18 protein-coding genes are annotated in these 23432 nt (G+C 49.0%); 7 read left to right on the top strand and 11 right to left on the bottom strand.

The genetic code is table 11. From position 1 onward, the window contains the following. Positions 1-60: 60 nt before the first annotated feature. From nusB to glyA, 7 genes are all read right to left on the bottom strand, one after another. On the bottom strand, positions 61-465 hold the full coding sequence (gene nusB / locus M0415_RS08285) for a transcription antitermination factor NusB (RefSeq protein WP_011621889.1): 405 nt from the start codon (positions 463-465) through the stop codon (positions 61-63). A gap of 14 nt (positions 466-479) precedes the next feature. Continuing rightward, a complete protein-coding gene (gene ribH / locus M0415_RS08290; RefSeq protein ID WP_011073313.1) occupies positions 480-956 on the bottom strand; it encodes a 6,7-dimethyl-8-ribityllumazine synthase in 477 nt (158 codons plus the stop codon). Between the two features lie 139 nt (positions 957-1095). Continuing rightward, positions 1096-2199: a bifunctional 3,4-dihydroxy-2-butanone-4-phosphate synthase/GTP cyclohydrolase II gene (ribBA, locus tag M0415_RS08295; RefSeq protein WP_249554394.1), complete on the bottom strand. Its 1104-nt coding sequence runs from the start codon at positions 2197-2199 to the stop codon at positions 1096-1098. A 67-nt stretch (positions 2200-2266) separates the two neighbouring features. Next, positions 2267-2923 carry a riboflavin synthase gene (locus tag M0415_RS08300; protein ID WP_011621887.1) on the bottom strand — a complete coding sequence of 219 codons (657 nt, stop codon included), beginning with the start codon at positions 2921-2923 and terminating at the stop codon, positions 2267-2269. 7 nt (positions 2924-2930) lie between these two features. Then, positions 2931-4076 carry a bifunctional diaminohydroxyphosphoribosylaminopyrimidine deaminase/5-amino-6-(5-phosphoribosylamino)uracil reductase RibD gene (gene ribD, locus M0415_RS08305; protein WP_249554392.1) on the bottom strand — a complete coding sequence of 382 codons (1146 nt, stop codon included), beginning with the start codon at positions 4074-4076 and terminating at the stop codon, positions 2931-2933. A 99-nt stretch (positions 4077-4175) separates the two neighbouring features. Next, complete coding sequence (gene nrdR, locus M0415_RS08310; RefSeq protein ID WP_011073317.1) at positions 4176-4625, bottom strand: transcriptional regulator NrdR; 450 nt, start codon at positions 4623-4625, stop codon at positions 4176-4178. Positions 4626-4835: 210 nt separating this feature from the next. Next, a complete protein-coding gene (gene glyA, locus M0415_RS08315) occupies positions 4836-6089 on the bottom strand; it encodes a serine hydroxymethyltransferase (RefSeq protein WP_011625551.1) in 1254 nt (417 codons plus the stop codon). Positions 6090-6279: 190 nt separating this feature from the next. On the opposite strand from glyA, the gene ettA reads away from it, so the two are divergent. Beyond that, positions 6280-7947, top strand: a complete 1668-nt coding sequence (ettA, locus tag M0415_RS08320; RefSeq protein ID WP_249554390.1) for an energy-dependent translational throttle protein EttA — start codon at positions 6280-6282, stop codon at positions 7945-7947. A 76-nt stretch (positions 7948-8023) separates the two neighbouring features. On the opposite strand, the gene M0415_RS08325 is transcribed toward ettA, so the two are convergent. After that, positions 8024-9031, bottom strand: a complete 1008-nt coding sequence (locus M0415_RS08325) for a TIGR00341 family protein (protein ID WP_249554388.1) — start codon at positions 9029-9031, stop codon at positions 8024-8026. A gap of 200 nt (positions 9032-9231) precedes the next feature. Then, positions 9232-10155, bottom strand: a complete 924-nt coding sequence (locus M0415_RS08330; protein WP_249554386.1) for a LysR family transcriptional regulator — start codon at positions 10153-10155, stop codon at positions 9232-9234. 187 nt (positions 10156-10342) lie between these two features. On the opposite strand from M0415_RS08330, the gene M0415_RS08335 reads away from it, so the two are divergent. Then, positions 10343-11242, top strand: coding sequence for an MBL fold metallo-hydrolase (locus tag M0415_RS08335; RefSeq protein WP_249554384.1), 900 nt, complete (start codon positions 10343-10345; stop codon positions 11240-11242). 106 nt (positions 11243-11348) lie between these two features. Further along, a complete protein-coding gene (locus tag M0415_RS08340; RefSeq protein ID WP_249554382.1) occupies positions 11349-12002 on the top strand; it encodes a DsbA family protein in 654 nt (217 codons plus the stop codon). 128 nt (positions 12003-12130) lie between these two features. Here M0415_RS08340 and M0415_RS08345 read toward each other — a convergent pair whose 3' ends face one another. Together M0415_RS08345 and M0415_RS08350 are read right to left on the bottom strand one after the other, a co-directional pair. Further along, positions 12131-12451 (bottom strand): TapY2 family type IVa secretion system protein, encoded by a 321-nt coding sequence (locus M0415_RS08345; RefSeq protein WP_249554380.1) that lies wholly within the window; start codon positions 12449-12451, stop codon positions 12131-12133. 37 nt (positions 12452-12488) lie between these two features. Next, complete coding sequence (locus M0415_RS08350; RefSeq protein WP_249554378.1) at positions 12489-16169, bottom strand: PilC/PilY family type IV pilus protein; 3681 nt, start codon at positions 16167-16169, stop codon at positions 12489-12491. 544 nt (positions 16170-16713) lie between these two features. Here M0415_RS08350 and M0415_RS08355 point away from each other — a divergent pair. From M0415_RS08355 to M0415_RS08370, 4 genes are all read left to right on the top strand, one after another. After that, positions 16714-17880: a metallophosphoesterase gene (locus tag M0415_RS08355; RefSeq protein WP_249554376.1), complete on the top strand. Its 1167-nt coding sequence runs from the start codon at positions 16714-16716 to the stop codon at positions 17878-17880. A gap of 240 nt (positions 17881-18120) precedes the next feature. Beyond that, positions 18121-18915 (top strand): substrate-binding periplasmic protein, encoded by a 795-nt coding sequence (locus tag M0415_RS08360; protein ID WP_249554374.1) that lies wholly within the window; start codon positions 18121-18123, stop codon positions 18913-18915. A 198-nt stretch (positions 18916-19113) separates the two neighbouring features. After that, complete coding sequence (locus tag M0415_RS08365) at positions 19114-20226, top strand: efflux RND transporter periplasmic adaptor subunit (protein WP_023267575.1); 1113 nt, start codon at positions 19114-19116, stop codon at positions 20224-20226. After that, positions 20226-23381 carry a multidrug efflux RND transporter permease subunit gene (locus M0415_RS08370; RefSeq protein WP_011716189.1) on the top strand — a complete coding sequence of 1052 codons (3156 nt, stop codon included), beginning with the start codon at positions 20226-20228 and terminating at the stop codon, positions 23379-23381. The genes M0415_RS08365 and M0415_RS08370 overlap by 1 nt, the downstream gene beginning before the upstream one ends. Positions 23382-23432 lie beyond the last annotated feature (51 nt).

The raw sequence follows: 23432 nt of genomic DNA on the forward strand, positions 1-23432 counted from the left end.
TCACATCGGCCACCTTTGTTAGCAATGAAAAACGGTATCCTAAGATACCGTTTGTCCTTATTACTTACGTGCAACCAGTTTGTCGAGTAATCCATTAACAAACTTATGGCTTTCATCCGCACCGAAAGCTTTAGCCAGTTCAATCGCCTCGTTAATCGCGACTTTGAACGGCACATCTTTACGGAAAGTCAGCTCATAGGCCGCTAAGCGAACTATGGCTTTCTCCACTGGCGACACCTCATCAATGGGGCGGTCTAAGTGTGGAATGAACAACTCATCCAGTTGGGTTTTCTTAGTTGCTACGCCTGCAAATAGCTCACGAAAATAAGCTACATCAACACCGTCGAGGCTCTGTTCAGTTAAAAACTCGTGCTCGACATCGGCAATATTATTCCCGCTTAGTTGCCATGAATAAATGGCTTGTACGGCTAAACGGCGGGCCTTGCGGCGCTCAGAAGGCTTCATTATTTTTCCTACTATTACAACTGTTGTTCTAGCTGTTGCAGAACATTGACCATTTCAAGCAAGCTTAGTGCAGCTTCGCCGCCCTTGTTGCCTGCTTTAGTACCTGAACGCTCAATGGCTTGTTCAATGGTATCTGTCGTCAATACACCGAAGGCAACGGGCAGATCGAACTCTAATGCGATTTGAGCTAGACCTTTGTTACATTCACCTGCAACAAAATCAAAATGAGGGGTACCACCACGGATCACAGCACCAAGTGCGATGATACCGTCAAACTTACCACTTGCGGCAACACGACGTGCAGCCAGCGGTAACTCAACCGCACCAGGTACACGGACGACAGTGATGTTTTCATCACTGACTTGGCCAAAACGTTTCAGCGTGTCAAGTGCACCTTCAAGCAGGCTCTCAACTAAAAAGCTGTTAAAACGCGAAATTACAATCGCAACTTTGGCATTCTTCGCTTCGATATTACCTTGAACTACGTTCATTTTCTTACCTAATTTAGCTAAAGCACCCGGCTTGGGCGAAAAGTGGCGACATGATACCACAGTCAATCGCCCACAGCCCTATGCAAATTATACAAATGATTAATTTTACCTTAGTGCAACGTCTAACAAGCTCAGCCTGTTACTCCGCCACATATTCAGTCACTTCAAGACCAAAGCCCGAGAGCGAATGATAACGCTTAGGCGAGCTCAAGAGGCGCATTTTGGTCACCCCAAGGCTGGCAAGGATTTGCGAGCCCACACCCACGCGCCGTGAAGTACCTTGCCATTTTGCAGAGACAGGCGCTTGACCTTGATCTTCTGCCTCAAAGGCTTTGACTTTAGAGAGGATTTCACAGGGATGCTCTTGATTGCCCAGCAACACCAACACACCACCTTCGGCAGAAATACGCTCCATGGCTTTTTCAAGCGGCCAGCTACGCTGCTGATCGCGCTCTGAGTGGAGTAAATCGTTGAAGGTATTTTGTAAGTGTACGCGTACTAAACAATCTGGCTTCACTTCGCCCTTCACTAAGGCAAAGTGCAGTTGATTGTCGATAGTGTCCCTAAAGGTCACCATGTCGAACTCGCCAAAGCGGGTTGGCAGTTTACACTTGGCTTCGCGCACGACTGTGGTTTCTTTGGTGTTGCGGTATTCGATAAGCGCCGCAATAGTGCCGATTTTAATCCCATGTAATTCAGAGAAAATCTCTAAATCTGGGCGACGAGCCATAGTGCCGTCTTCATTGAGGATCTCCACAATCACGCCCGATGGCTCAAGCCCTGCTAAACGAGCTAAATCACAACCCGCTTCCGTGTGACCTGCGCGGGTTAACACGCCGCCGTCCTGCGCCATTAATGGGAAGATATGACCCGGCTGAACTAAATCCGATGTCTTGGCATCTTTAGCCACGGCTGCTTTTACCGTTACGGCGCGATCGTGGGCCGAAATCCCAGTGGTTACGCCTTCTGCCGCTTCAATCGATACCGTAAAGTTAGTCGAGAACTGCGCATTGTTATTAGTCACCATCAAGGGCAGGTTTAACTGCTGGCAACGGGCCTTAGTCATCGTTTGGCAGATGAGTCCACGACCGTATTTCGCCATAAAGTTAATCGCTTCAGGCGTGACCAGCTCGGCCGCCATAATCAGGTCGCCTTCGTTTTCTCTGTCTTCGTCATCCATCAAAATAACCATTTTGCCTTGACGAATATCCTCGATGATCTCTTCTATACTGTGCAGCGCCATTGTAGGACCTTTATGATTTTACTGTTGTTATGAAATTCTATACCTAAGTGAGCTAAGTGCCAGTGCCCTAACGCACAAAGCCAGCACGGGCTAACATTTCCATAGTCACCCCACCGCCTTGGGTTTCTTTAGTATCAAAGCGCATTAAACGCTCTAAATAGCGGGCGATTAAATCCACTTCAATATTCACCTTATCGCCAGCTTTCAAATCCACCAACGTGGTTTCACCCGCGGTATGGGGCACTATGGTTAATCGGAAACGGTGTCCATCGACTTCGTTTACCGTCAGACTCACGCCATCGATGGTGATAGAACCTTTATGGGCAATATAGCGAGCCAGCTCCGCAGGCGCCGCTAACCAAAATTCGATTGCTTGCCCACGAGCAAGACGCTGCTCTACGGTGGCAATGCCATCCACATGGCCGCTGACCATATGTCCGCCGAGGCGAGTTGTCGGGGTAACGGCTTTTTCAAGATTAACCTTAGTGCCGACTTTATAGTTAGCAAAGCCTGTGAGACTGACTGTTTCAGCCGACACATCCGCCACATAGCCATCGGCTAATTGCTGAACCACAGTCAAACACACACCATTGGTGGCGATACTGTCGCCTAAACGCACATCGCTTAAATCCAGTTTGCCACTGGCAACCGTCAAACGAATATCATCGCCTTTACGTTCAAGCTTTCGCAGCGTGCCAACGGCCTCAATAATCCCAGTAAACATGGTTAACTCACTTATTCGCTAAAGATGGATTGGACGTGAGCCTCAAGGTGAAACGCGTATCCGCGCCTACTTTACGCTCATCGACCAGTTTGATGGTCGGAATATCGGCCATCATTTGATAATCGGGTAATTCGAGTAGATTACGTCCCTGTGCGCCAAGGATTTTCATCGCTTGATACAGCACTAACTCATCGGCTAATCCCGCACCGATAAAGGCGCCGGCTAAGGTCGCGCCCGCTTCGATAAGCACCTGATTACAGCTTTTGCCTAAATAGCTTAAGAGTGCTGGCAGCGAGATTCGACCATCAATCGCCGGTAATTGAAGACAAGTCACATGGGCAGGCAACTGCGCCACAAAGGCTGGCGAGTAAGGCACTGTTGAAACTAATAACATCGGCGATTCAATCGCAAGCAAGGCTGCCGTAATCGGCATCCGGCAACGACTGTCTAATATCACCCGCAGCGGTTGTAAAATCTGCGCTTCACTCAATTGCGAGCTCAGACTGCCAAGCTCTGAGTAACGCACATTAAGCGAAGGGTCATCGGCTAGCACAGTGTCAATCCCTGTCACTAGCGCGCAGGCGCGTAAACGTAAGCGCTGCACATCGCGGCGAGCTTCGGGGCCTGTGATCCATTTGGACACACCGTTTGATAAGGCGGTTTTACCATCGAGGCTCGCGGCAAGCTTTACCGTCACCCAAGGTAGGCCTGATTCCATGCGCTTCATAAAACCAAGATTTAAAGCGTAAGCTTCGTCGCGGTGCAAACCTACATCCACTTGAATGCCCGCATCGCGCAGCATTTGAATACCACGGCCACCGACCTGAGGATTGGGATCTTCAACCGCCACCACCACTCGTTTTACACCTATGTTGATCAACGCCAAGGCACACGGCGGTGTGCGGCCATAATGGCTGCAAGGTTCTAAGGTGACATAGGCGGTCGCGCCACGGGCAAGCTCGCCAGCCATGCGCAGTGCATGCACCTCGGCGTGGGGCTCACCGGCTTTTTGATGATAACCTTCACCGACAATCTGACTATCTTTTACGATAACGCAGCCCACACTAGGATTGGGGCGAGTGGTATAAAATCCTTTGCGAGCCAGTTGTATGGCTCGGCTCATCATCTGGTTATCGAGTTCTGACCAATTCATATAAACCCTATGAAATCTTGAGAAAGCGTACCCGAATGCGGGGCATAACGAGGCGCTAACCTAAGCACTAACCTAAGCACTAACTTAAGATAACCCACATTACTTTTGCAGTTTCGCAATCGCCTCCCCAAATTCGGAGACGTCTTCAAAGGCGCGATAAACCGAGGCAAAACGAATATAGGCAACCTTATCTAGGCTCATTAACTGTTCCATCATCAAGTTACCTATCATCTCGGATGGCACTTCGCGCTCGCCGGTAGCCCGCAGCGTTGACTTGATTTTACTTAAGGCCTGCTCGATTTCATCCATGGACACGGGGCGCTTTTCGACCGCGCGTAACATACCTGCTTGCAGCTTTTCTTCATCGAAGGGTTGGCGCGTGCCATCGCGTTTAATCACCCGTGGCATGACTAATTCAGCCCCTTCGAAGGTAGTAAATCTTTCGTGGCATTCGGTGCATTCTCGGCGACGACGCACTTGATGGCCTTCCGCCACTAATCGGGAATCGATTACTTTAGTATCTGTCGCGCTGCAAAATGGACAATGCATTGAGCCTCCTGCCGTGAATGGAATAAAGCCTATGGCTTTCGCTGTTTCTCGCTTAAACCGAGCGGGTTTAAGTCTAAGATTTTAGCAATAAAAATGGCCGCTTAATGCGGCCATGGGATTTTATCCTATTTATCGGCTGAGGTTAACCACCTGAGAGTAACACCCTAAACAGTTGTGAACTCAGCCTTCATATTCAGATAAATTAACGAATTAACCGTAAACAGGGAAACGGGCGCACAGTGCCAATACTTGGCCTTTTACGCGCTCGATAACCGCAGGGTTGTGGGCATCGTCGAGGATGTCACAGATCCAACCGGTTAACTCTTTCGCTTCAGCTTCTTTAAAGCCACGACGAGTGATCGCAGGCGTACCGATACGCACACCAGAGGTCACGAAAGGTGAACGAGGATCGTTTGGCACAGAGTTTTTGTTTACTGTGATGTTCGCGCTACCTAAAGCAGCATCAGCTTCTTTACCCGTCAGGTCGCGACCGATTAGGTCCACCAGCATTAAGTGGTTGTCAGTACCGCCAGAAACGATCTTGTAACCGCGCTCTAAGAACACTTCAACCATGGCTTTAGCGTTCTTAACCACTTGTTGTTGGTAAGCTTTGAACTCTGGCTCTAAAGCTTCTTTGAAGGCAACCGCTTTACCCGCGATAACGTGCATCAAAGGACCACCTTGACCGCCTGGGAATACCGCAGAGTTCAGCTTTTTGTATAGCTCTTCATCATCGGCAGCAGACAGAATGATACCGCCACGAGGACCGGCTAAGGTCTTGTGAGTGGTTGACGTCACAACGTGCGCGTGTGGCACTGGGTTTGGATACACACCAGCGGCGATAAGACCCGCAACGTGCGCCATGTCGACAAACAGGTAAGCACCGATTTTGTCTGCGATTTCGCGCATTCTTGCCCAGTCAACGATACCTGAGTAAGCAGAGAAACCACCGATCATCATCTTAGGCTTATGTTCAACCGCCAGACGTTCCATTTCGTCATAGTCGATTTTGCCTGATTCATCGATGCCGTAAGGAATGATGTTGTACAGTCTACCGGAGAAGTTTACAGGTGAACCGTGGGTCAAGTGACCACCGTGAGCGAGGTTCATACCTAAAACGGTATCGCCTGGTTTTAACAATGCCATGTAAACGGCGCTGTTTGCTTGAGAACCTGAGTGAGGTTGTACGTTTGCGTAGGTCGCACCAAACAGTTGTTTTGCACGCTCAATCGCTAAGGTTTCAACTACGTCCACATACTCACAACCACCGTAATAACGCTTGCCAGGATAACCTTCGGCGTACTTGTTGGTTAATTGTGAACCTTGCGCTTGCATCACGCGTGGACTGGTGTAGTTTTCAGAAGCAATCAGCTCAATATGCTCTTCTTGACGCAGAGTTTCGTTCTGAATTGCGTTGAACAGTTCCGGATCATAATCTGCGATATTCATATCTTTTTTCAGCATTGCTTACTCCAGCTGCCAATTCTTGTAGGTAGGGTTGCGCGGTATTCTACTCGTAACTAGCCGACAATCCCAGTCTCTGAAACATGAAAATCCTACAGTTTTACCTTGAACTCGCCTCAATGCCGAGTTGAGTTCGGCGCGCAATCGAGTAGAATTAGCCGCATCATTAGTCACTTATAGATGCAGAAAAATGGCTCAGTTTGTTTACAGCATGCTGCGGGTGGGCAAGGTTGTTCCTCCTAAGAAGCAGATCCTTAAAGACATTTCCTTAAGCTTTTTCCCCGGCGCTAAGATCGGTGTGTTAGGTCTTAACGGTTCAGGTAAATCCACCCTACTGCGCATCATGGCCGGTATCGATACCGAGATTGAGGGCGAAGCGCGTCCAATGCCGGGGCTGAAGATTGGTTACCTGCCGCAAGAGCCGAAACTCGACCCAACGCAAACCGTACGTGAGGCGATTGAAGAAGCGGTTTCTGAAGCCAAAAAAGCCCTCAAACGCTTAGACGAAGTCTATGCGGCTTACGCGGATCCCGATGCAGACTTCGACGCGCTTGCCAAAGAGCAAGGCGAACTCGAAGCCATCATTCAGGCACAGGACGCCCACAATCTGGACAACATCCTTGAGCGTGCAGCGAACGCCCTGCGTCTGCCTGATTGGGATGAAAAGATTGAAGTGTTATCGGGTGGTGAGCGCCGCCGTGTGGCGATTTGTCGTCTGCTGCTGGAAAAACCAGAGATGCTGCTGCTCGACGAGCCAACCAACCACTTGGACGCCGAATCAGTCGCTTGGCTCGAACACTTCCTGCAGGAATACTCGGGCACCGTGGTGGCGATTACCCACGACCGTTACTTCCTCGATAATGCCGCTGGCTGGATTTTAGAGCTTGACCGTGGTGAGGGTATCCCATGGGAAGGCAACTACTCTTCATGGCTTGAGCAAAAAGATGCCCGCTTAAAGCAGGAATCTGCCGCAGAAAGCGCGCGTCAAAAGACCATTGCGAAAGAATTAGAATGGGTTCGCCAAGGCGCGAAAGGCCGTCAGTCTAAGGGCAAAGCCCGTATGGCGCGCTTCGAAGAGCTGAACACCTCTGATTACCAAAAACGTAATGAAACCAACGAGCTGTTTATTCCGCCCGGACCACGTTTAGGTGACAAAGTGATTGAGGTTAACAACTTAACCAAATCCTACGGTGACCGCGTGCTGATCGACAACCTGTCGTTCTCCATTCCTAAGGGCGCGATCGTCGGTATTATCGGTGCTAACGGCGCGGGTAAATCGACCCTGTTCCGCATGCTGTCAGGCAGCGAGCAGCCAGATAGCGGCACCATCGAGTTAGGTGAAACCGTACAACTGGCATCGGTTGAACAGTTCCGCGACTCAATGAATGACAAGAACACCATTTGGCAAGAAATTTCCGGTGGTCAAGACATCATGCGCATCAACAACATGGAAATCCCAAGCCGCGCCTATGTGGGCCGCTTCAACTTCCGTGGTGCGGATCAACAGAAAGTTATCGGCACATTGTCGGGTGGTGAGCGCAACCGTGTTCACTTAGCTAAGCTGCTGCAAGCTGGCGGTAACGTACTGCTCCTCGATGAACCTACCAACGACTTAGACGTTGAAACCCTGCGCGCACTGGAGGAAGCCATCCTCGAATTCCCAGGTTGCGCTATGGTGATTTCGCATGACCGTTGGTTCTTAGACCGTATCGCGACCCACATTCTGGACTACCGCGACGAAGGCCAAGTGAACTTCTACGAAGGTAACTACACCGAATACTCTGCGTGGTTGAAGAACACCTATGGTGCCGATGTGGTTGAGCCACACCGCTTAAAATACAAGCGTATGACCAAGTAAGCGCGATGCGTTTATAGCTACATAAAAAGCCCCGCAATTGCGGGGTTTTTCTTTTATGCACAAAAGGTTATGCCGACTAATCCTGTTCCTGAATCGCTTTCACATCACCATCGCGGTCAATCACATCGACCTGAAAGTAACGTACGCGCACGGTCGCCGGTTTTACTTGGCCCGTCTGCGTCAACTCACTCTCCAGTAGTCGTACAAAGCTGGCATCTGGTTTTTTAATGCCGCCAACGGTGACCCGCACTATCCATTGACTCGCCTCTTCCTCAATCCCAACTTTAATCAACCGCATATTGGGGAACTTGAGTAGCTGCTCGCTCACAATGCGAGTCACTTTGCTCTCATACAATTGCCTTGCCACCACATTATGCAGATTCACGCTGAGGGCAATGACTAAAATAACCAGCAGTATCAATGTAATGAAGTTGCGTTTCAGCAACTCCCACAGTGAGCTTTTTTGCCAAAAATAAAATCCATGAAAAACGTTCAACCAGAGCACTACGGAGGACACAAATTGGATGGCGACTATGTTGGTAAACGTCAGTAAGAAGGCTCCTCGGGCGAGTTCAAAATTCCCATGGCCTAGCAATATCGCCGAGGCACACAGGGGCGGCACTAATGCGGTGGCAATCGCCACCCCCACAAAGGAAGTACTTAACCGCGGCGAAATAGTCGCATAGGCGCCCGCCGCACCGCCCGCAAACGCGACCATTAAATCGAGAAAGTTTGGCGCCGTTCTTGCCATGATCTCCGGCGTGATAGGAATATCGGAATGCAGAAAGCCAATTAAAAAAGCGGTGAAATAAACCAGAATACTCCCCACGATTAAACTCTTAATAGCATGGCGAACTAAGAGTTTTTCCCCTTCGACCAGCCCTAATGCCAAGCCTAAAATGGGGGAAAACAGCATAGCGACAATCATGGCGCCGATGACCACGGCGGCGCTGTTGGCCAAGAGTCCGTAGCTGGCGATGATAGCCGCTAGGGTGTTCATCGCCAAAAAGGGCACATCGAGCTGGGCATTGACGCGAATATTCGCGCGGGTGATTTCTTTGTGATCTTTAATATCTTCGCTCATATCGTCTGCTCAGCAAGGGAGGTGGGAACCTAAGTTGCACATTTAAAACAAAAATATCCCAACCAATATAGCTGAACAGAAAATTGCCGCAATGGGGTTTAAGCGTCTGATGCAAAATATAAATCGAAGGAAGGAGTTGAGGCTGAATAGCCGTTTCGAAGCGACTTTATCTTGGCGCTGAGTCGTGCAAGATCACGCCCTTAAATTGTCCCGTTAAAATGCTCCACTAACATATCCATCATCACCCTTAATGCGGGCTGCATATGCTTGCGGGATTGATACACCCCGTACACGCCTAAGGATTGAGGTTTAAACTCCCGCAGCAATGGCACTAACGCCCCAGAATCGAGGTGTGGTTTTGCCGCCCACAGAGGCTGCATGGCAATTCCCTCCCCCGCCAAGGTGGCGTTTAACACCACCATAGAGTCATTGGCACTTAGGTTGCCCTTCACGGGAATATTGAATATCTGCCCAGCTTCCTGCGTTAGCGTCGCCCTCGCGGTGGCAGGCGTTTGAGTGAATCGCCACATCACATCGCCAAAATAAGAATAGGTCAGGCAGTTATGCCGGGTTAAATCCTCGGGATGCGTGATGGCCGAATGGCTGGCAAGATAACTCGGTGCAGCGCACACCACAGACTCACACTCGCCTAAACGTCTTGCGATAAGCGTAGGATCGAGTTCGTTGGTGATACGAATGGCAAGATCGATTCGTTCAGCCACTAAATCAACGGTTTGACTCGTCACATGAAAATTCACACTCGCCTGTGGGTATTGGGCCAAATATGGACGCACGACGGTGGGAAGGAGCAAATGCGCCATAAATTGCGAGCAACTGATCCGCAGTAGCCCTCGGGGCTGGGCACTCTGAGCATGACTGACAGCAGGGACTTCCTGCGCCAGCTCAAGCAAGCGCTGACAATAATCGAGCACTTGCTCACCCGCACTGGTCAAGCTCAAACGTCTCGTCGAGCGGTGCAATAAACGGGCGCCCGACCATTCTTCCATCTCAGCCAAATAACGGGTCACCATGGAGCGTGACATATCTAACGCCTCGGCGGCGCCAATCAGGCTCCCCCGCTCGACAATAGTCACAAACACCTTTGCCGCTTCGAGTCTATCCATGGTTATTCTCCCTTGTGGATTAGCTTGCACTAGATATTGGGCTTTTAACGCCAATTCAACCGAATTATGCAACAAATAAGCGCAATTTTCCGTGTTTATCTAACGTTTTTTGCAACCTAAACTAAGCTCACTTTTGCAGCAGTGCAAATCACCGAATGCCTATTTGAATGAATAAGTGAGAACTGAAATGACACTATTGAATAACCTAAGCTTGGCCAGCTTCAAACCCCAATTAGCCGCTGCAATGCTGGTGGCGGGAATGGCTACGGCGCAAGCCGCACCTTTGCAAGTGAGCCATTTTAATCCGGGTGAAAACAGCATCTTTGCCGTGTCTTCCAGCTTTATCAGTGGCGAGCATGAAATGATGTTGGTCGATGCTCAGTTCCAAAAAAATGATGCCCAGACCCTAGTGAATACCATTAAGGCCAGCGGTAAAAAACTCACCTTGGTTTATATCAGCCACAGCGATCCAGACTTTTACTTTGGATTGGATGTGATTAAGCAAAACTTCCCCGAGGTAGAAATCGTCGCTACCCAAACCACGGTCGATGATATTAAAGCCTCGATGGAAGGTAAACTCGCCTACTGGGGACCGATTTTAAAGGACAATGCGCCGAGCCAATTAGTGCTGCCAAAGGTGGTGACAACCAATAGCTTTAGTATCGACGGTGAACAAGTGCTGATTGAAGGTCTAGAGGATACTCACCCTAAGCATACCTTCCTGTGGGTACCTTCGGCGAAGACCATCACTGGCGGCGTTGAAGTATTTGATAACACGCACGTTTGGATAGCTGATACCCAGAGTATCGAGTCTCGCCAGGCTTGGTTAGCCCATTTGGATAAAATGAGCGCCCTCTCCCCCGAAACGGTGATCCCAGGACATTATCTTGGCAGGGCGAGATTTGATCAGCGCGCGATTAGCTTTACCCGCGACTATATTCATGCCTTTGAAAATGCGGCTAAAACAGCAAAAAATTCTGCGGACTTAATCGCCAAGATGCTCGCACTCTACCCGCAAATCCCTAGCGATGTGGGCCTTGAGATCAGCGCTAAAGTGATTATGGGTGAAATGCGCTGGCCCATGTAAGCGCATCGGGGCATGGTACTCCTTGCCCCATTCATTCTGATGTAAGCCTCGGTTAGCACTCAAGCAAAAACCAAAGTTCAGTTCAGCTCGTTTTATAGGAAGTCCCATGAATACCACTGAAAATCCACCGGCCGTTTTACATGCCATTATCGACCCTCTGTGCGGTTGGTGTTATGCGGCCGCACCGCTGTTTGATGCCGCAGCCGCTGCCGGATTTAGCATCAAACTCCACGCGGGCGGCATACTCACAGGCCCAAGACGCAAACAGATTGATAATCAATGGCGCGACTATGTAATGCCCCATGATCAACGTATTGCCGCGCTAACCGGACAAGCCTTTGGTGAAAATTACTATGAAGGCCTATTGCGTGACACCAGTATCCTATTGGATTCGGCGCCGCCCATCAGGGCGTTACTCGCTGTGGCCGCCTTAGGTGGCGATGATTTAGCCTACTTACATGCGGTGCAGCTCGCCCATTATCGCGATGGCAAGTGCGCGAGCGATGAAAACAACCTGCATCTTTTAGCGGAAAAATTGGGAATAGATGGCGCCGCCTTCGCCCGAGAATACGCAGCAAATGAAGAAGCCCTTTATCAACATATCGTCGCTTCGCGGGCATTAATGAATCAGCTCGGCGCCCAAGGATTTCCCTCCGTGGCGCTAGAGACCAGTGAAGGCCACTTAAAGCTTATCAATCACAGCCGCTTTTACGGTCAACCTTCTGAGTGGCTTGAACATCTGAATAAGCAGCTATCCTAATCGGCAGCGTTCTTATCAAGTTGGTGATTAAAAGCATACGCCTTAGGAAGTTTACTACCTAAGGCGTCATATTTTAGTCCTGAGCACAAAGCAATTATCTAAGTCTTTTTAAAGACTTAGCTAATCGGTTAACCTTGATTTTCAGGAGCAAGCTCGGCTTGCTTGGCCTCTTCGAGGGTAAAACTCTCCGTCTTTTTCACACATTCCAGCACCGTCTTAACATAGAGCGCTATCGGCTTATCCTGCGGTAAACGGGGCAATTTTGTTCCGGGTAAAGACAGCTGATACTGCTCGACTTTAGATTCAAACCAGGAGAAACGCATCAATTTAACTCCTTGATTCGTTTCTAAATAGCATTTGTAATCCTGTCGTTTCTCTTTTTCTGCCGCCATCGCAGGCCATTGAAGCCCCCACAACAGTAACAGACAAATGGCACCATATTTCATCATCAAGCTATCACTCATATTGATTTATTAAGGCTTTGCATCATTGATCTACGTAGTAGTAAATCTTGTTTGCCTTAGGACCACTGCCAATACACTTAGGATTACCACTCTCACAGGTCGCTTCCTCGGGCACCGCCTTACCAATCCCAATCAAAAACATATCTGGAGTGGGAGCCTTAGCATTGGGGTCATCGGGCTGCGCAGCTGGGGGGATAACCAATTGCGGCGTATCCAAAACCAGTTCACCGGCATACAAGAAATCGGTTCTGTAGCCATTTGTGCCCTTGTGTAAGTTCTTTTTATAGAGGTAGCCCTTACCCGAACTCAAACATTGGTTCACCGAAGCATCACTGCCTGGCACAAAACTGGTGAAATACACCTCGCCCTGTACTATGGTCGCGGAGGATAGACTCTTTTCACCTTTGCGGGAGAAGTTATAGTACCAGCCTCGCTTTTGACCAAAAGCGATTTCGCTGGCTTTATCGTTTGGCGCCGCCGTAGTCACATCGTATAAGTCACTTAAGGTTAAGGCGCTCGGCACTGGCTTTTGATTAGGTTTACCTTGGAACGATTGAGTCACTATGTTCCTATCTTGCAAGGCAAAAAACATATCCGAACGGGACGCATCGCTAGGCTTCGCCCTGTGACCGCTGCCTACAACCACTGCATCGTATGGAATATTCTGCTTAGTCACCGTCTTGGTCGATTTCCCATTCACCACCTGAGTCAACTCGAAAGTATTGGTGACCATGGTCTGTGCAACTGTCGGTCCAGAGAAGAATCGCCGATCCCCAGCCACCGAACTCCTGTCCCCTAATGCGGCAAATTTAAATCCAGACCAAGTCGAAGTATTTGCCGAAGGCATGTCCATTCGCCACACATTCCCTTGGGTGTCTGTGGCATAGATCCTATCCGTTCTACCATCGCCATTACCGTCTAACACGGCAACACTGCTCGGAATACTGTTCGCAATCCCCGGCAATTGGGTATTTGCGCCACTGCCACCAAATTGATGAATTAATGCGCCCGTTTCGGCATCGACAATAAACACACCTCGGCCTTGGCTATCGTCACTGCCAATCTCGGCGCCATCCTTAGTCGCAGGGGTATATCCTGCACCGAAGATCAGCACAGGTTTATCGCCAGTGGAACTCGGAATCGTGGTGACGACAGGCGTCGACCAGGATTGACCTAACTCACCCATTCCCGGTGAGCTGGCATCAATCCTCCACATAAAACTAGGATTATCGGGGGAGGTGATATCGAGGGCATAATAAGCATTTCCCCCACGGCGCATCCCCACAAACACCCACGCTTTTTCAATACGTTTACCCTGCATTTTGGTGTAGGCGACTGGCGAGCCATCAATACCGTATACCGAGTGCACGCCCGTTGGCGCGTTCGCCTTCAAATCGCGAAAATTCGGCAGCAACTCATAGGGGATAAAACCCCAAGTCTCAGACACGCTATCGCCTTCATCCTTGAACATATGCAGGAACCCATGGTTAGTCCCCACGATAATCCGAATGTCGGGCTTGTCTTCAGAGCCAAAATTGAGTGCTAAGGGTTTGGAATGTAAAGCATCCCCCATAATATCGGCGCGCCAATTGGGGGTTGCGCCACTATCGCCACTAGCGGCACTGAGGTCCTGATTCTTATCGTTATCGACATCGATTCCCTTGGCCCAATCAAAATGCTCGCTAAGCTCAGTTTCATCGACCCCCATATACAAGGCCAAACGTACATCGCCCCCCGCTTTGCGAGAAGCATTCGACTGGGTAAACGGGCTTAATCCCGAGCCTAAATTACTGTACAAGGTGCGACTACTCGCCTGCTGCATTGCACCTAGCACGCCCCCCCGCTTCACATCGTTACCATCACCACTCGCACCACACTCTTCGGCCGAGGTCCAATAGGAGCAGGCCTCGGCTTTGATGTTGCCATCTTCGCCTATCGCATTGTTACCTTTGCTATCGACAACATCACCACTGCTGGTCACCTTAAATTTCTTGATATTGCCTAACCATCTCGGCCCTTTGTTCGGCAAGAACATAGAGTAATAAGCAGAATCAAAGGTTTGCGTTCGGTTAAAGTTATTACTTGCTACCGAGGGCGAGGTAAAGCTGGAATTTTTTTCGAGGATATTGTTTAAAGCCGTTTGTAATGAAGAGCGTAATTTACTGGCATCGGTCGCATCGAAATACTTACCTCCGCCATTTTCGGCGGTCTGCTTCAGCAAATGTTCGGCACTGGCCGCACCTTCACTAAAGCCGATGGTAAAGGTTCTAACGGTTTGTTTACCCGCAGAATTAGGATTGACGTCTTCGTTTCTCATCCAGCCCGACAGCGCACTAAGGTAACTGACGGGGCTTGAGGTATGTTTTCCCACACCTTTAGTTAACTGTTCAACCAAACCATCGGCCGCATTATCCAAGGTGGGTTCACCGTCGGTGATATAGATGATATAGGCTTCGTTTTGGCAACGTTTGAAGGGCGAGTTATAGTTATTGGTCCCCACGACTAATGCTTCGGGATCGGTAAAAGGGTTTCTTTTCGCTTGGTAAGTCCCTTGATAGCGCCCCCACTGATCGTAATAATGGTAATCGCTATCGTCGTCACCAAAATACTGACTCTGCCCGCCAAAATAGCGGTACGCCTCATAGAGGGTTTCGCATAAGGGGGTATTTTGAGCGTAGTTAATATCATTGATCCCTTTGAGCAAATCAATTTTAGCTGCAGCGGACATCGGCTTAATCCCAGAGATAATCCGTCCACCATCACGCTGGCCATCATAGGGGCCATTCATATTAAAAATCGCTAGGCCAAAATCCACACCCGGCGTGGTTAGAATCACACTTTCAATCGCATCTTTAGCCAAGGCTAGGCGTGTTTTATTGACCTTAGTTTTCGGGCCATGCAGCCAGTTTAAGTAATCTTCGGTATAGACGGTAACCACTTTACCAGTACCAAACGCGGTTTTTTCGGCCTTGGCCTTAGCCGCAGACTTTGCACTGTCTGACGAGCTAGTACTGGCCTTTGTGTAACGAACCGGTTTGCTTGCCGTCCCTAGGCTATCCACGGGTAAACCTTGAGCTTCACCTACTGCGTTACCGAACTTGTTTTCCTGAATATCCTCAAAACAATCGACAGCGGAAATGGAACTGCCGTTAAGCTCTGAAAACTCTCTCCAAGACCCCGAGCTTCCCGAAAAACCATATTCCCTAAAGAACCCCGTAAAGGTGCCGTAACGATTCAGATATTCCCATGAGCTTTCGCAGCCATTGAGCGCCCCTTTGAACTTACGTTTTTCCCTCCGAGAATTAGGATTGGGCGCTGCCGCGTTTTCCGATGAGCCTCGGCGATAGAATAAATTTCCCGATTGGGCATAGTTTACTGCGCGCTTATTCTCGTAGGGCGCCTCGACATCATAGGCAAGACTGCTCATGCTGCCCGAGTTATCGAAAATAATCAGCACCTGCGGACGTGAGCCATTACGGGCCGACGCCTCGAAAACATAAAGCTCAGTATCATCGGCGTGAGTCGGCGCCATAAATAAGCTGGCCGCACTCACAATTACACTCGACAGAATAAGAGAAATGACGGACGTTAACGTATGGCGAACGTTTTGAGGTCGAGTGTTAAGGGATATCAGTGAAGAAGCACGAGCAATAGAGGATACCAACCGATTATGTGGCTGGCATTTAAATAAAAACGGAATCATACGGTATGCATATCTGTTATTTAGATAAAAATAAAAACACTTTCACCTAGGATTTAATAATTTAAATCGCACTATTTAAAATAGAAAAGCAAAAATTACCGAATGAAGCACAGTAAAATCATACCATTAGGTGATACTCGTAACTTTTACCACTATCAACACTTATTTGGCAATAAATAAACAAAAATATTTAAACCTCAACACAAATATCCACATATCAGCGTTAATCAAACATTGTCACTCAATCAAATAAGTGAAATAACGCGGTATAAACAGATTTAAAAATAACCGTATACAGCACGATTAAAATAACGATATAAATTTAAATAGAATACTTATTTAAATGGTTTGATAAAAATAAATTCACTCTCATTTTAAACGCAGTATTCAATATAAACTCTCAAGTTATGTATGAGATAAGCATGACTTTCAATCGCTTGCCCATCAACAGATCCCCTCTTGATGACTCTTGCCGCATTCAATTATTAACATTATGCTAACCAGCCCTAAATAGGTGACGTAAAACAATAATAAGGAACATCGAATGCGCATACTCTTCGAATCAGGCCTATCCCATGCCAACAGCCCATCGCGGGATGCGTGTTCGTCCGTATTAACCCCAAAGCGCCGCACGCTCGCCGCTCAGGGAGTTTTATTCTCACTGCTCAGTTTATTTTCCGTTGCCAGTTACAGTGCACAACCAATCCTTACGGAATCGTCCGTCACCGATGGCCCCTATGTGTTTCTCGACCAAGGAAAAGAAAACACTGCCTACTGGATCTGCCAGAGTGAGTTAAAACAGACACCTATCGCAAACAATCAATTGGCTCGCCCAAACGATTGCGGCAACTTGCCACAGCCTGTACGCCATAACGCAGCGCCTCAAGTTGAAGCCGATACTTACACCCATGCGGGTAAAATTGTGGCCTTAAGCGATGTGCATGGCCAATTTGACGTGATGATTAATTTACTTAAAGCCCACAAGATTATTGATGAAAATAATCATTGGGCCTTTGGTGATGGCCATATGGTGATGACAGGCGATATGTTCGACCGCGGTCACCAAGTCAACGAAGTTCTGTGGTTTTTATATGAGTTAGATAAGGAGGCGCAAGCCGCGGGTGGCCGTTTACATTTACTTATGGGCAACCACGAGCAAATGGTGTTTCGCGGCGACTTACGCTATATCAATGAGCGTTACAAAACCTCAGCCGAATTGCTTAATCGCAGCTATGATGCACTCTACAATAAAGACACCGAAATTGGCCGTTGGCTTCGCAGTAAAAACACGCTAGTGAAGATCAACAATCTGCTATTTATGCACGGTGGAATAAGCCCTGAGTGGGTCGAACGTAAACTCAATATCAGCGATGCCAACCAGTTATTTCGCCAACATTTAGACGATAAAAAAGAAGAGCTAAAACAAAACGATCTGCTGAACTTTCTGTTTTTCACCAACGGCCCGACTTGGTACCGAGGCTACTTTAAAGACGCACTTAGCGAGCAAGAGATTGACCAGATCCTTAACTACTTTAAGGTTGACCACATCATAGTCGGCCACACCTCGCAGGATCGGGTTCTTGGGCTTTACCATAATAAAATCATTGCGATAGATAGCAGCATTAAGAATGGTCAATCTGGCGAGCTATTGCTGATAGACAAAGATAAACTTACCCGCGGCCTCTATCGGGGTGAGCAAGTACAACTTTAAGCCATGGGTAAACATTAAAGGATTAAGGGCTTATGGCATTTTCCCATAAGCCCTATTTTTTCGAGGCGATGATTCGACTAGATATCCATTTTTCGCTGTAGTTATAGATAGGTGTCACCATAGTTATCGCCACTGCCGTTGTCATAGCTCTCACCACAATAACAACCACACAAAATTCCCACTCAAGGTTCAAACAGCCCCTATACTCAGCAAAGTGACGCTTTATTTTAAGGGACGAGTATGAACCTCAAGTCGCTAATCAAGATTAGCCTTGTATTGCAGCTCTTAGGATTCTCCGCACCCAGTTTAGCGGGACGAGAGTTAACACTGGTCGCGACTAACTACCCTCCCTTTTATACCAGTGAGTTACCCGACCAAGGCGGCGTCGCACTTGTGGTCAAAGAAGCCTTTAAACGTCGCGGCTACCATGCCAGTGTCAAATTCTATCCCTTCGCGCGGGCAGCATTGCTTGTTAAAACCGGCCAAGCCGATGGCATTATTGGCCTTTGGTATCGCAAAGAACGTGAGCAATGGGCACACTATTCCGATCCCATCCAGGCAGTCCAAATTGTGTTCTATAAACGCAAGGATAATCCGTTAAGTTTTAGTCAATTAACTGAACTAAAGCCCTTCACCATAGGCATTGGCCGCGGCTATGCCAATCCGCCCGAGATAGCTGGTGCGGGACTCACGACAGAGGAAGGTAATTCAGATGAGATGAATCTTAAGAAATTATTTCTAAAACGCATCGACTTAGTCTTAATAGGTCACAACCTTGCTGAGTATTTAATCAAACAACATGGCGATGAATATACCGATGCCTTCGAGCAGGTTGGCGAGCCTATCGCGACTGAAGTATTTCATTTAGGGATTTCCTTGGCCGTTAGCGATCAAACAACCTTAGTGGCAGAGTTTAACAAAGGCCTTGAATCAATGAAGAAAGATGGCCGTTTAGCCGCGATTTTAAGCCGATTCCCCCAACTTCTATCTACTTCAGATCCGATAGAAAAAATACGAACACAAGCACATCCTTAGCCCGATAACTAGGCTATTTTAGCCACGCCCACACAGCCTGAAAAAATTGTTGGCCGTCTTTTCGACAAAAACACAATTTCTTTCACTTTCGTGCGCTTAACTTTACAAAGTTTTACTCACCTGATGACGGTTATTCACTAGAATAGCGCCATTAGTGCGATCGCCTCTTAACCGTCTTTGTGCGAGATAATTATTCCAATGAAAAAAACCATAATAGCCATTGCCTTAATTGCTGCGGTTGCCACCGCTGTGAGTTTTAGTGATGTACTGCAGGCGGCCAAACCCGAAAGCGCGCCCCATTTAATGCGCACTGTACCTGTGGTCACAGGAGAAGTGGTTGAACATCCGCTGGCACAATCGATTTCACTCATAGGTAAACTCGCCGCCGATCGCGCCGTGGTTATCGCGCCGCAAGTCACTGGTAAAATTAAGCAAATCGCCGTTACCTCGAATCAGGCGGTCAAAAAAGGCCAACTGCTGATCGAACTCGATGATATGAAAGCCCAAGCCGCGGTAGCCGAAGCCAATGCCTTTTTAAATGATGAAACCCGTAAACTCAGGGAATTTGAAAAACTCATCAGCCGCAACGCCATCACCCAAACCGAAATCGATGCGCAAAAGGCCAGCGTCGATATCGCCAGAGCCAGACTCGCCTCAGCGCAGGCAGATTTACATTACCATTCGCTAATCGCTCCCTTTGCTGGCAAAACCGGCTTGATTAACTTCAGCGAAGGTAAAATGGTGAGTATTGGCACAGAGCTGATGACCTTGGATGACTTATCCAGCATGCGACTCGACCTACAGGTGCCCGAACATTTTCTGTCACAGCTCAGCATTGGCATGCCCGTCTCGGCGACCAGCCGCGCCTGGCCGGGGGAAACCTTTATCGGCAAAGTGGTCGCCATCGATCCCCGCGTCAATGAAGAAACCTTAAACCTGAAGATCCGCGTGCAATTTGAAAACGCGAAAAACCGTTTAAAGCCCGGTATGATGATGTCATCGACCATCACCTTCCCGCCGATTTCCGCCCCGATTGTGCCAGTACAGGCCTTAGAATATTCAGGCACTAAACGCTATGTGTATGTGGTGGGTGAGGACCATATCGCCCATCGCACCGAAGTGATTTTAGGCGCCCGCGTGGGTGACCAAGTGCTTATCGATTCAGGCCTTAAGATTGGCGACAAAGTGGTAGTGCAAGGGCTAGTGAATATGCGCGATGGCTTAAAGATCAATGAAGTGGTGCTCGAAGCCAAGAACGATGCTAACCGTCCAGCAGCCAAGTCAGACGTCAACACTGCGGAGACGAAATAATGTGGCTGTCCGATGTATCCGTTAAGCGCCCCGTCGTCGCGATCGTTTTAAGCTTATTGCTGTGCGTCTTTGGTTTAGTGTCCTTCACTAAACTGTCGGTGCGGGAAATGCCCGATGTCGAAAGCCCTGTAGTGACCGTCAGTACCAGCTACTCCGGCGCTTCCGCCGCGATTATGGAAAGCCAGATCACTAAGACCCTCGAAGATGAACTCACGGGGATCAGCGGCATCGATGAAATCACCTCAACCACCCGTAATGGCAGCTCGCGGATCACAGTGAAATTCCTGCTCGGTTGGAACCTAACCGAAGGCGTGAGTGATGTGCGTGACGCCGTGGCCCGCGCCCAGCGCCGCCTGCCCGAAGATGCAAACGATCCTGTGGTCTCTAAGGACAATGGCTCTGGCGAGCCGTCCGTCTATGTCAACTTAAGCTCCAGCGTGATGGACAGAACTCAGCTGACCGATTACGCCCAGCGCGTATTAGAAGACAGATTCAGCCTGATCAGCGGCGTGAGTTCCATCAGCATCTCGGGCGGTCTGTACAAGGTGATGTACGTTAAGCTCAGACCCGAGCAAATGGCGGGACGCAATGTCACAGTCACCGACATTATTAACGCACTGCGTAAAGAAAACGTCGAAACCCCGGGCGGTCAAGTACGTAACGATACCACTGTGATGTCGGTGCGCACCAAGCGACTCTATTACACCCCGAAGGACTTTGACTATTTAGTGGTTCGCACCGCCAGCGATGGCACGCCTATTTATCTGAAGGATGTGGCGGATGTGGCCGTTGGCGCCCAGAACGAAAACTCCACCTTTAAGAGCGATGGTATCGTTAACTTAAGCTTGGGCGTTATCACTCAGTCCGATGCAAACCCTTTGATTGTGGCGCAGGAAGTCCATAAAGAAGTCGATAGAATTCAAGACTTTCTCCCCGAAGGCACAAGCCTAGTGGTGGACTTTGACTCGACCGTCTTTATCGACCGCTCAATTAACGAGGTATACAACACCCTCTATGTCACCGGCGCCCTTGTAGTATTAGTGCTGTATATCTTTATCGGCCAAGCTAGAGCGACCCTCATCCCAGCAGTTACAGTACCTGTGTCGTTGATCTCGGCCTTTATTGCCGCCAATATGTTTGGCTATTCGATTAACCTATTGACTCTGATGGCATTAATTCTCGCCATCGGTCTTGTCGTCGACGATGCCATCGTCGTGGTAGAGAACATCTTCCACCATATTGAGCGCGGCGAAGAGCCACTACTCGCCGCTTACAAGGGCACGCGGGAAGTAGGCTTTGCGGTTGTGGCCACCACCGCCGTGTTAGTCATGGTGTTCCTGCCGATTTCCTTTATGGAAGGTATGGTCGGTTTACTCTTTACCGAGTTCTCCGTGATGTTGGCAGTATCCGTGCTGTTTTCATCACTTATTGCACTCACCCTCACGCCAGTACTGAGTAGCAAACTGCTCAAGGCCAATGTTAAACCGAACCGTTTCAATCGTTTTGTCGACAGTGGTTTTGCCCGCATGGAAAAGGTTTACCGTGTTGGCGTGACTCAGGCGATCCGTTTTAAATGGTTGGCGCCACTGGTGATCCTCGCCTGCGTTGGCGGCAGTGCCTGGTTAATGCAACAAGTGCCCTCACAGTTAGCACCACAGGAAGACCGCGGCGTACTGTTCGCCTTCGTAAAAGGCGCCGAAGGCACCAGCTATAACCGTATGACGGCAAACATGGACATAGTCGAAGACCGACTAATGCCCCTGCTCGGTCAAGGTGTGTTACGTTCTTTTAGCGTGCAAGCCCCCGCCTTCGGTGGCCGCGCTGGCGATCAAACCGGCTTTGTGATCATGCAGTTAGAGGACTGGGAGCATCGCCATGTCACGGCGCAGCAAGCCCTTGGCATTATCAGTAACGCCTTAAAAGACATTCCCGACGTGATGGTTCGCCCTATGATGCCAGGCTTTAGGGGTCAATCGAGTGAGCCAGTACAATTCGTGCTGGGCGGCTCAGATTATGCTGAGCTGTTTAAATGGGCGCAGGTATTAAAAGAAGAAGCTAACGCCAGCCCTATGATGGAAGGGGCGGATTTAGACTATGCCGAAACCACGCCTGAGCTTATCGTTACCGTCGATAAAGAGCGGGCAGCAGAGCTTGGGATCAGTGTCGATGAAGTCTCGCAAACCTTAGAAGTGATGCTCGGCGGTCGTAAAGAAACCACCTATGTCGACCGAGGCGAAGAGTACGATGTGTATCTGCGCGGCGATGAAAACAGCTTTAACAACGTCGGCGATCTGAGCCAAATCTATATGCGCTCGGCCAAGGGCGAATTAGTGACGCTCGATACCCTAACCCATATAGAAGAAGTCGCATCGGCACAAAAACTTAGCCATACCAATAAACAAAAATCCATCACCCTTAAGGCCAACATCAGTAAAGGCTACACTTTGGGCGAAGCCTTGAAGTTTTTGGACAATAAGGCCATTGAGTTATTACCTAAGGATATTTCCATCGGTTATACCGGCGAATCTAAGGACTTTAAAGAAAACCAGAGCAGCATCTTAATCGTGTTCGGTTTAGCACTCCTAGTGGCTTATCTGGTACTGGCGGCGCAATTTGAAAGTTTTATCAATCCCTTAGTGGTGATGTTTACCGTGCCTATGGGGGTATTCGGTGGCTTCCTCGGCCTGTTGGTCACCAGTCAAGGCATTAACATCTATAGCCAGATTGGGATGATCATGTTGATTGGTATGGTGACTAAAAACGGTATCTTAATCGTCGAGTTTGCCAACCAATTGCGTGACCGAGGTTTAGCCCTAGACAAAGCCATTATCGACGCCTCGACTCGTCGCTTACGCCCAATTCTGATGACAGCCTTCACTACCTTAGTGGGTGCTGTGCCGCTGATCTTCTCATCGGGAGCGGGCTCTGAGAGTCGGATTGCCGTGGGTACTGTGGTGTTCTTCGGCATGGCCTTCGCCACCTTTGTGACCCTGTTCGTGATCCCGGCTATGTACCGTTTAATCTCGGCCGCAACCCATTCACCGGGTTATGTTGAGGCGAAACTCGAAGCGGCCATCAAAGCTCAAGAATTAGCGGCTCAAGAATTAGCAGCGCAAGAGGCGGCCAAACAACAGGAACACACTGCCAAAGCCTAGCACGAGACAGTAAAGCGAAACGGCATAAGGTTTGTTAAAACCATAAAGCCA

It is taken from the genome of Shewanella sp. 10B (genome assembly GCF_023475885.1).
In the GTDB taxonomy this organism is placed as follows: domain Bacteria; phylum Pseudomonadota; class Gammaproteobacteria; order Enterobacterales; family Shewanellaceae; genus Shewanella; species Shewanella mangrovisoli.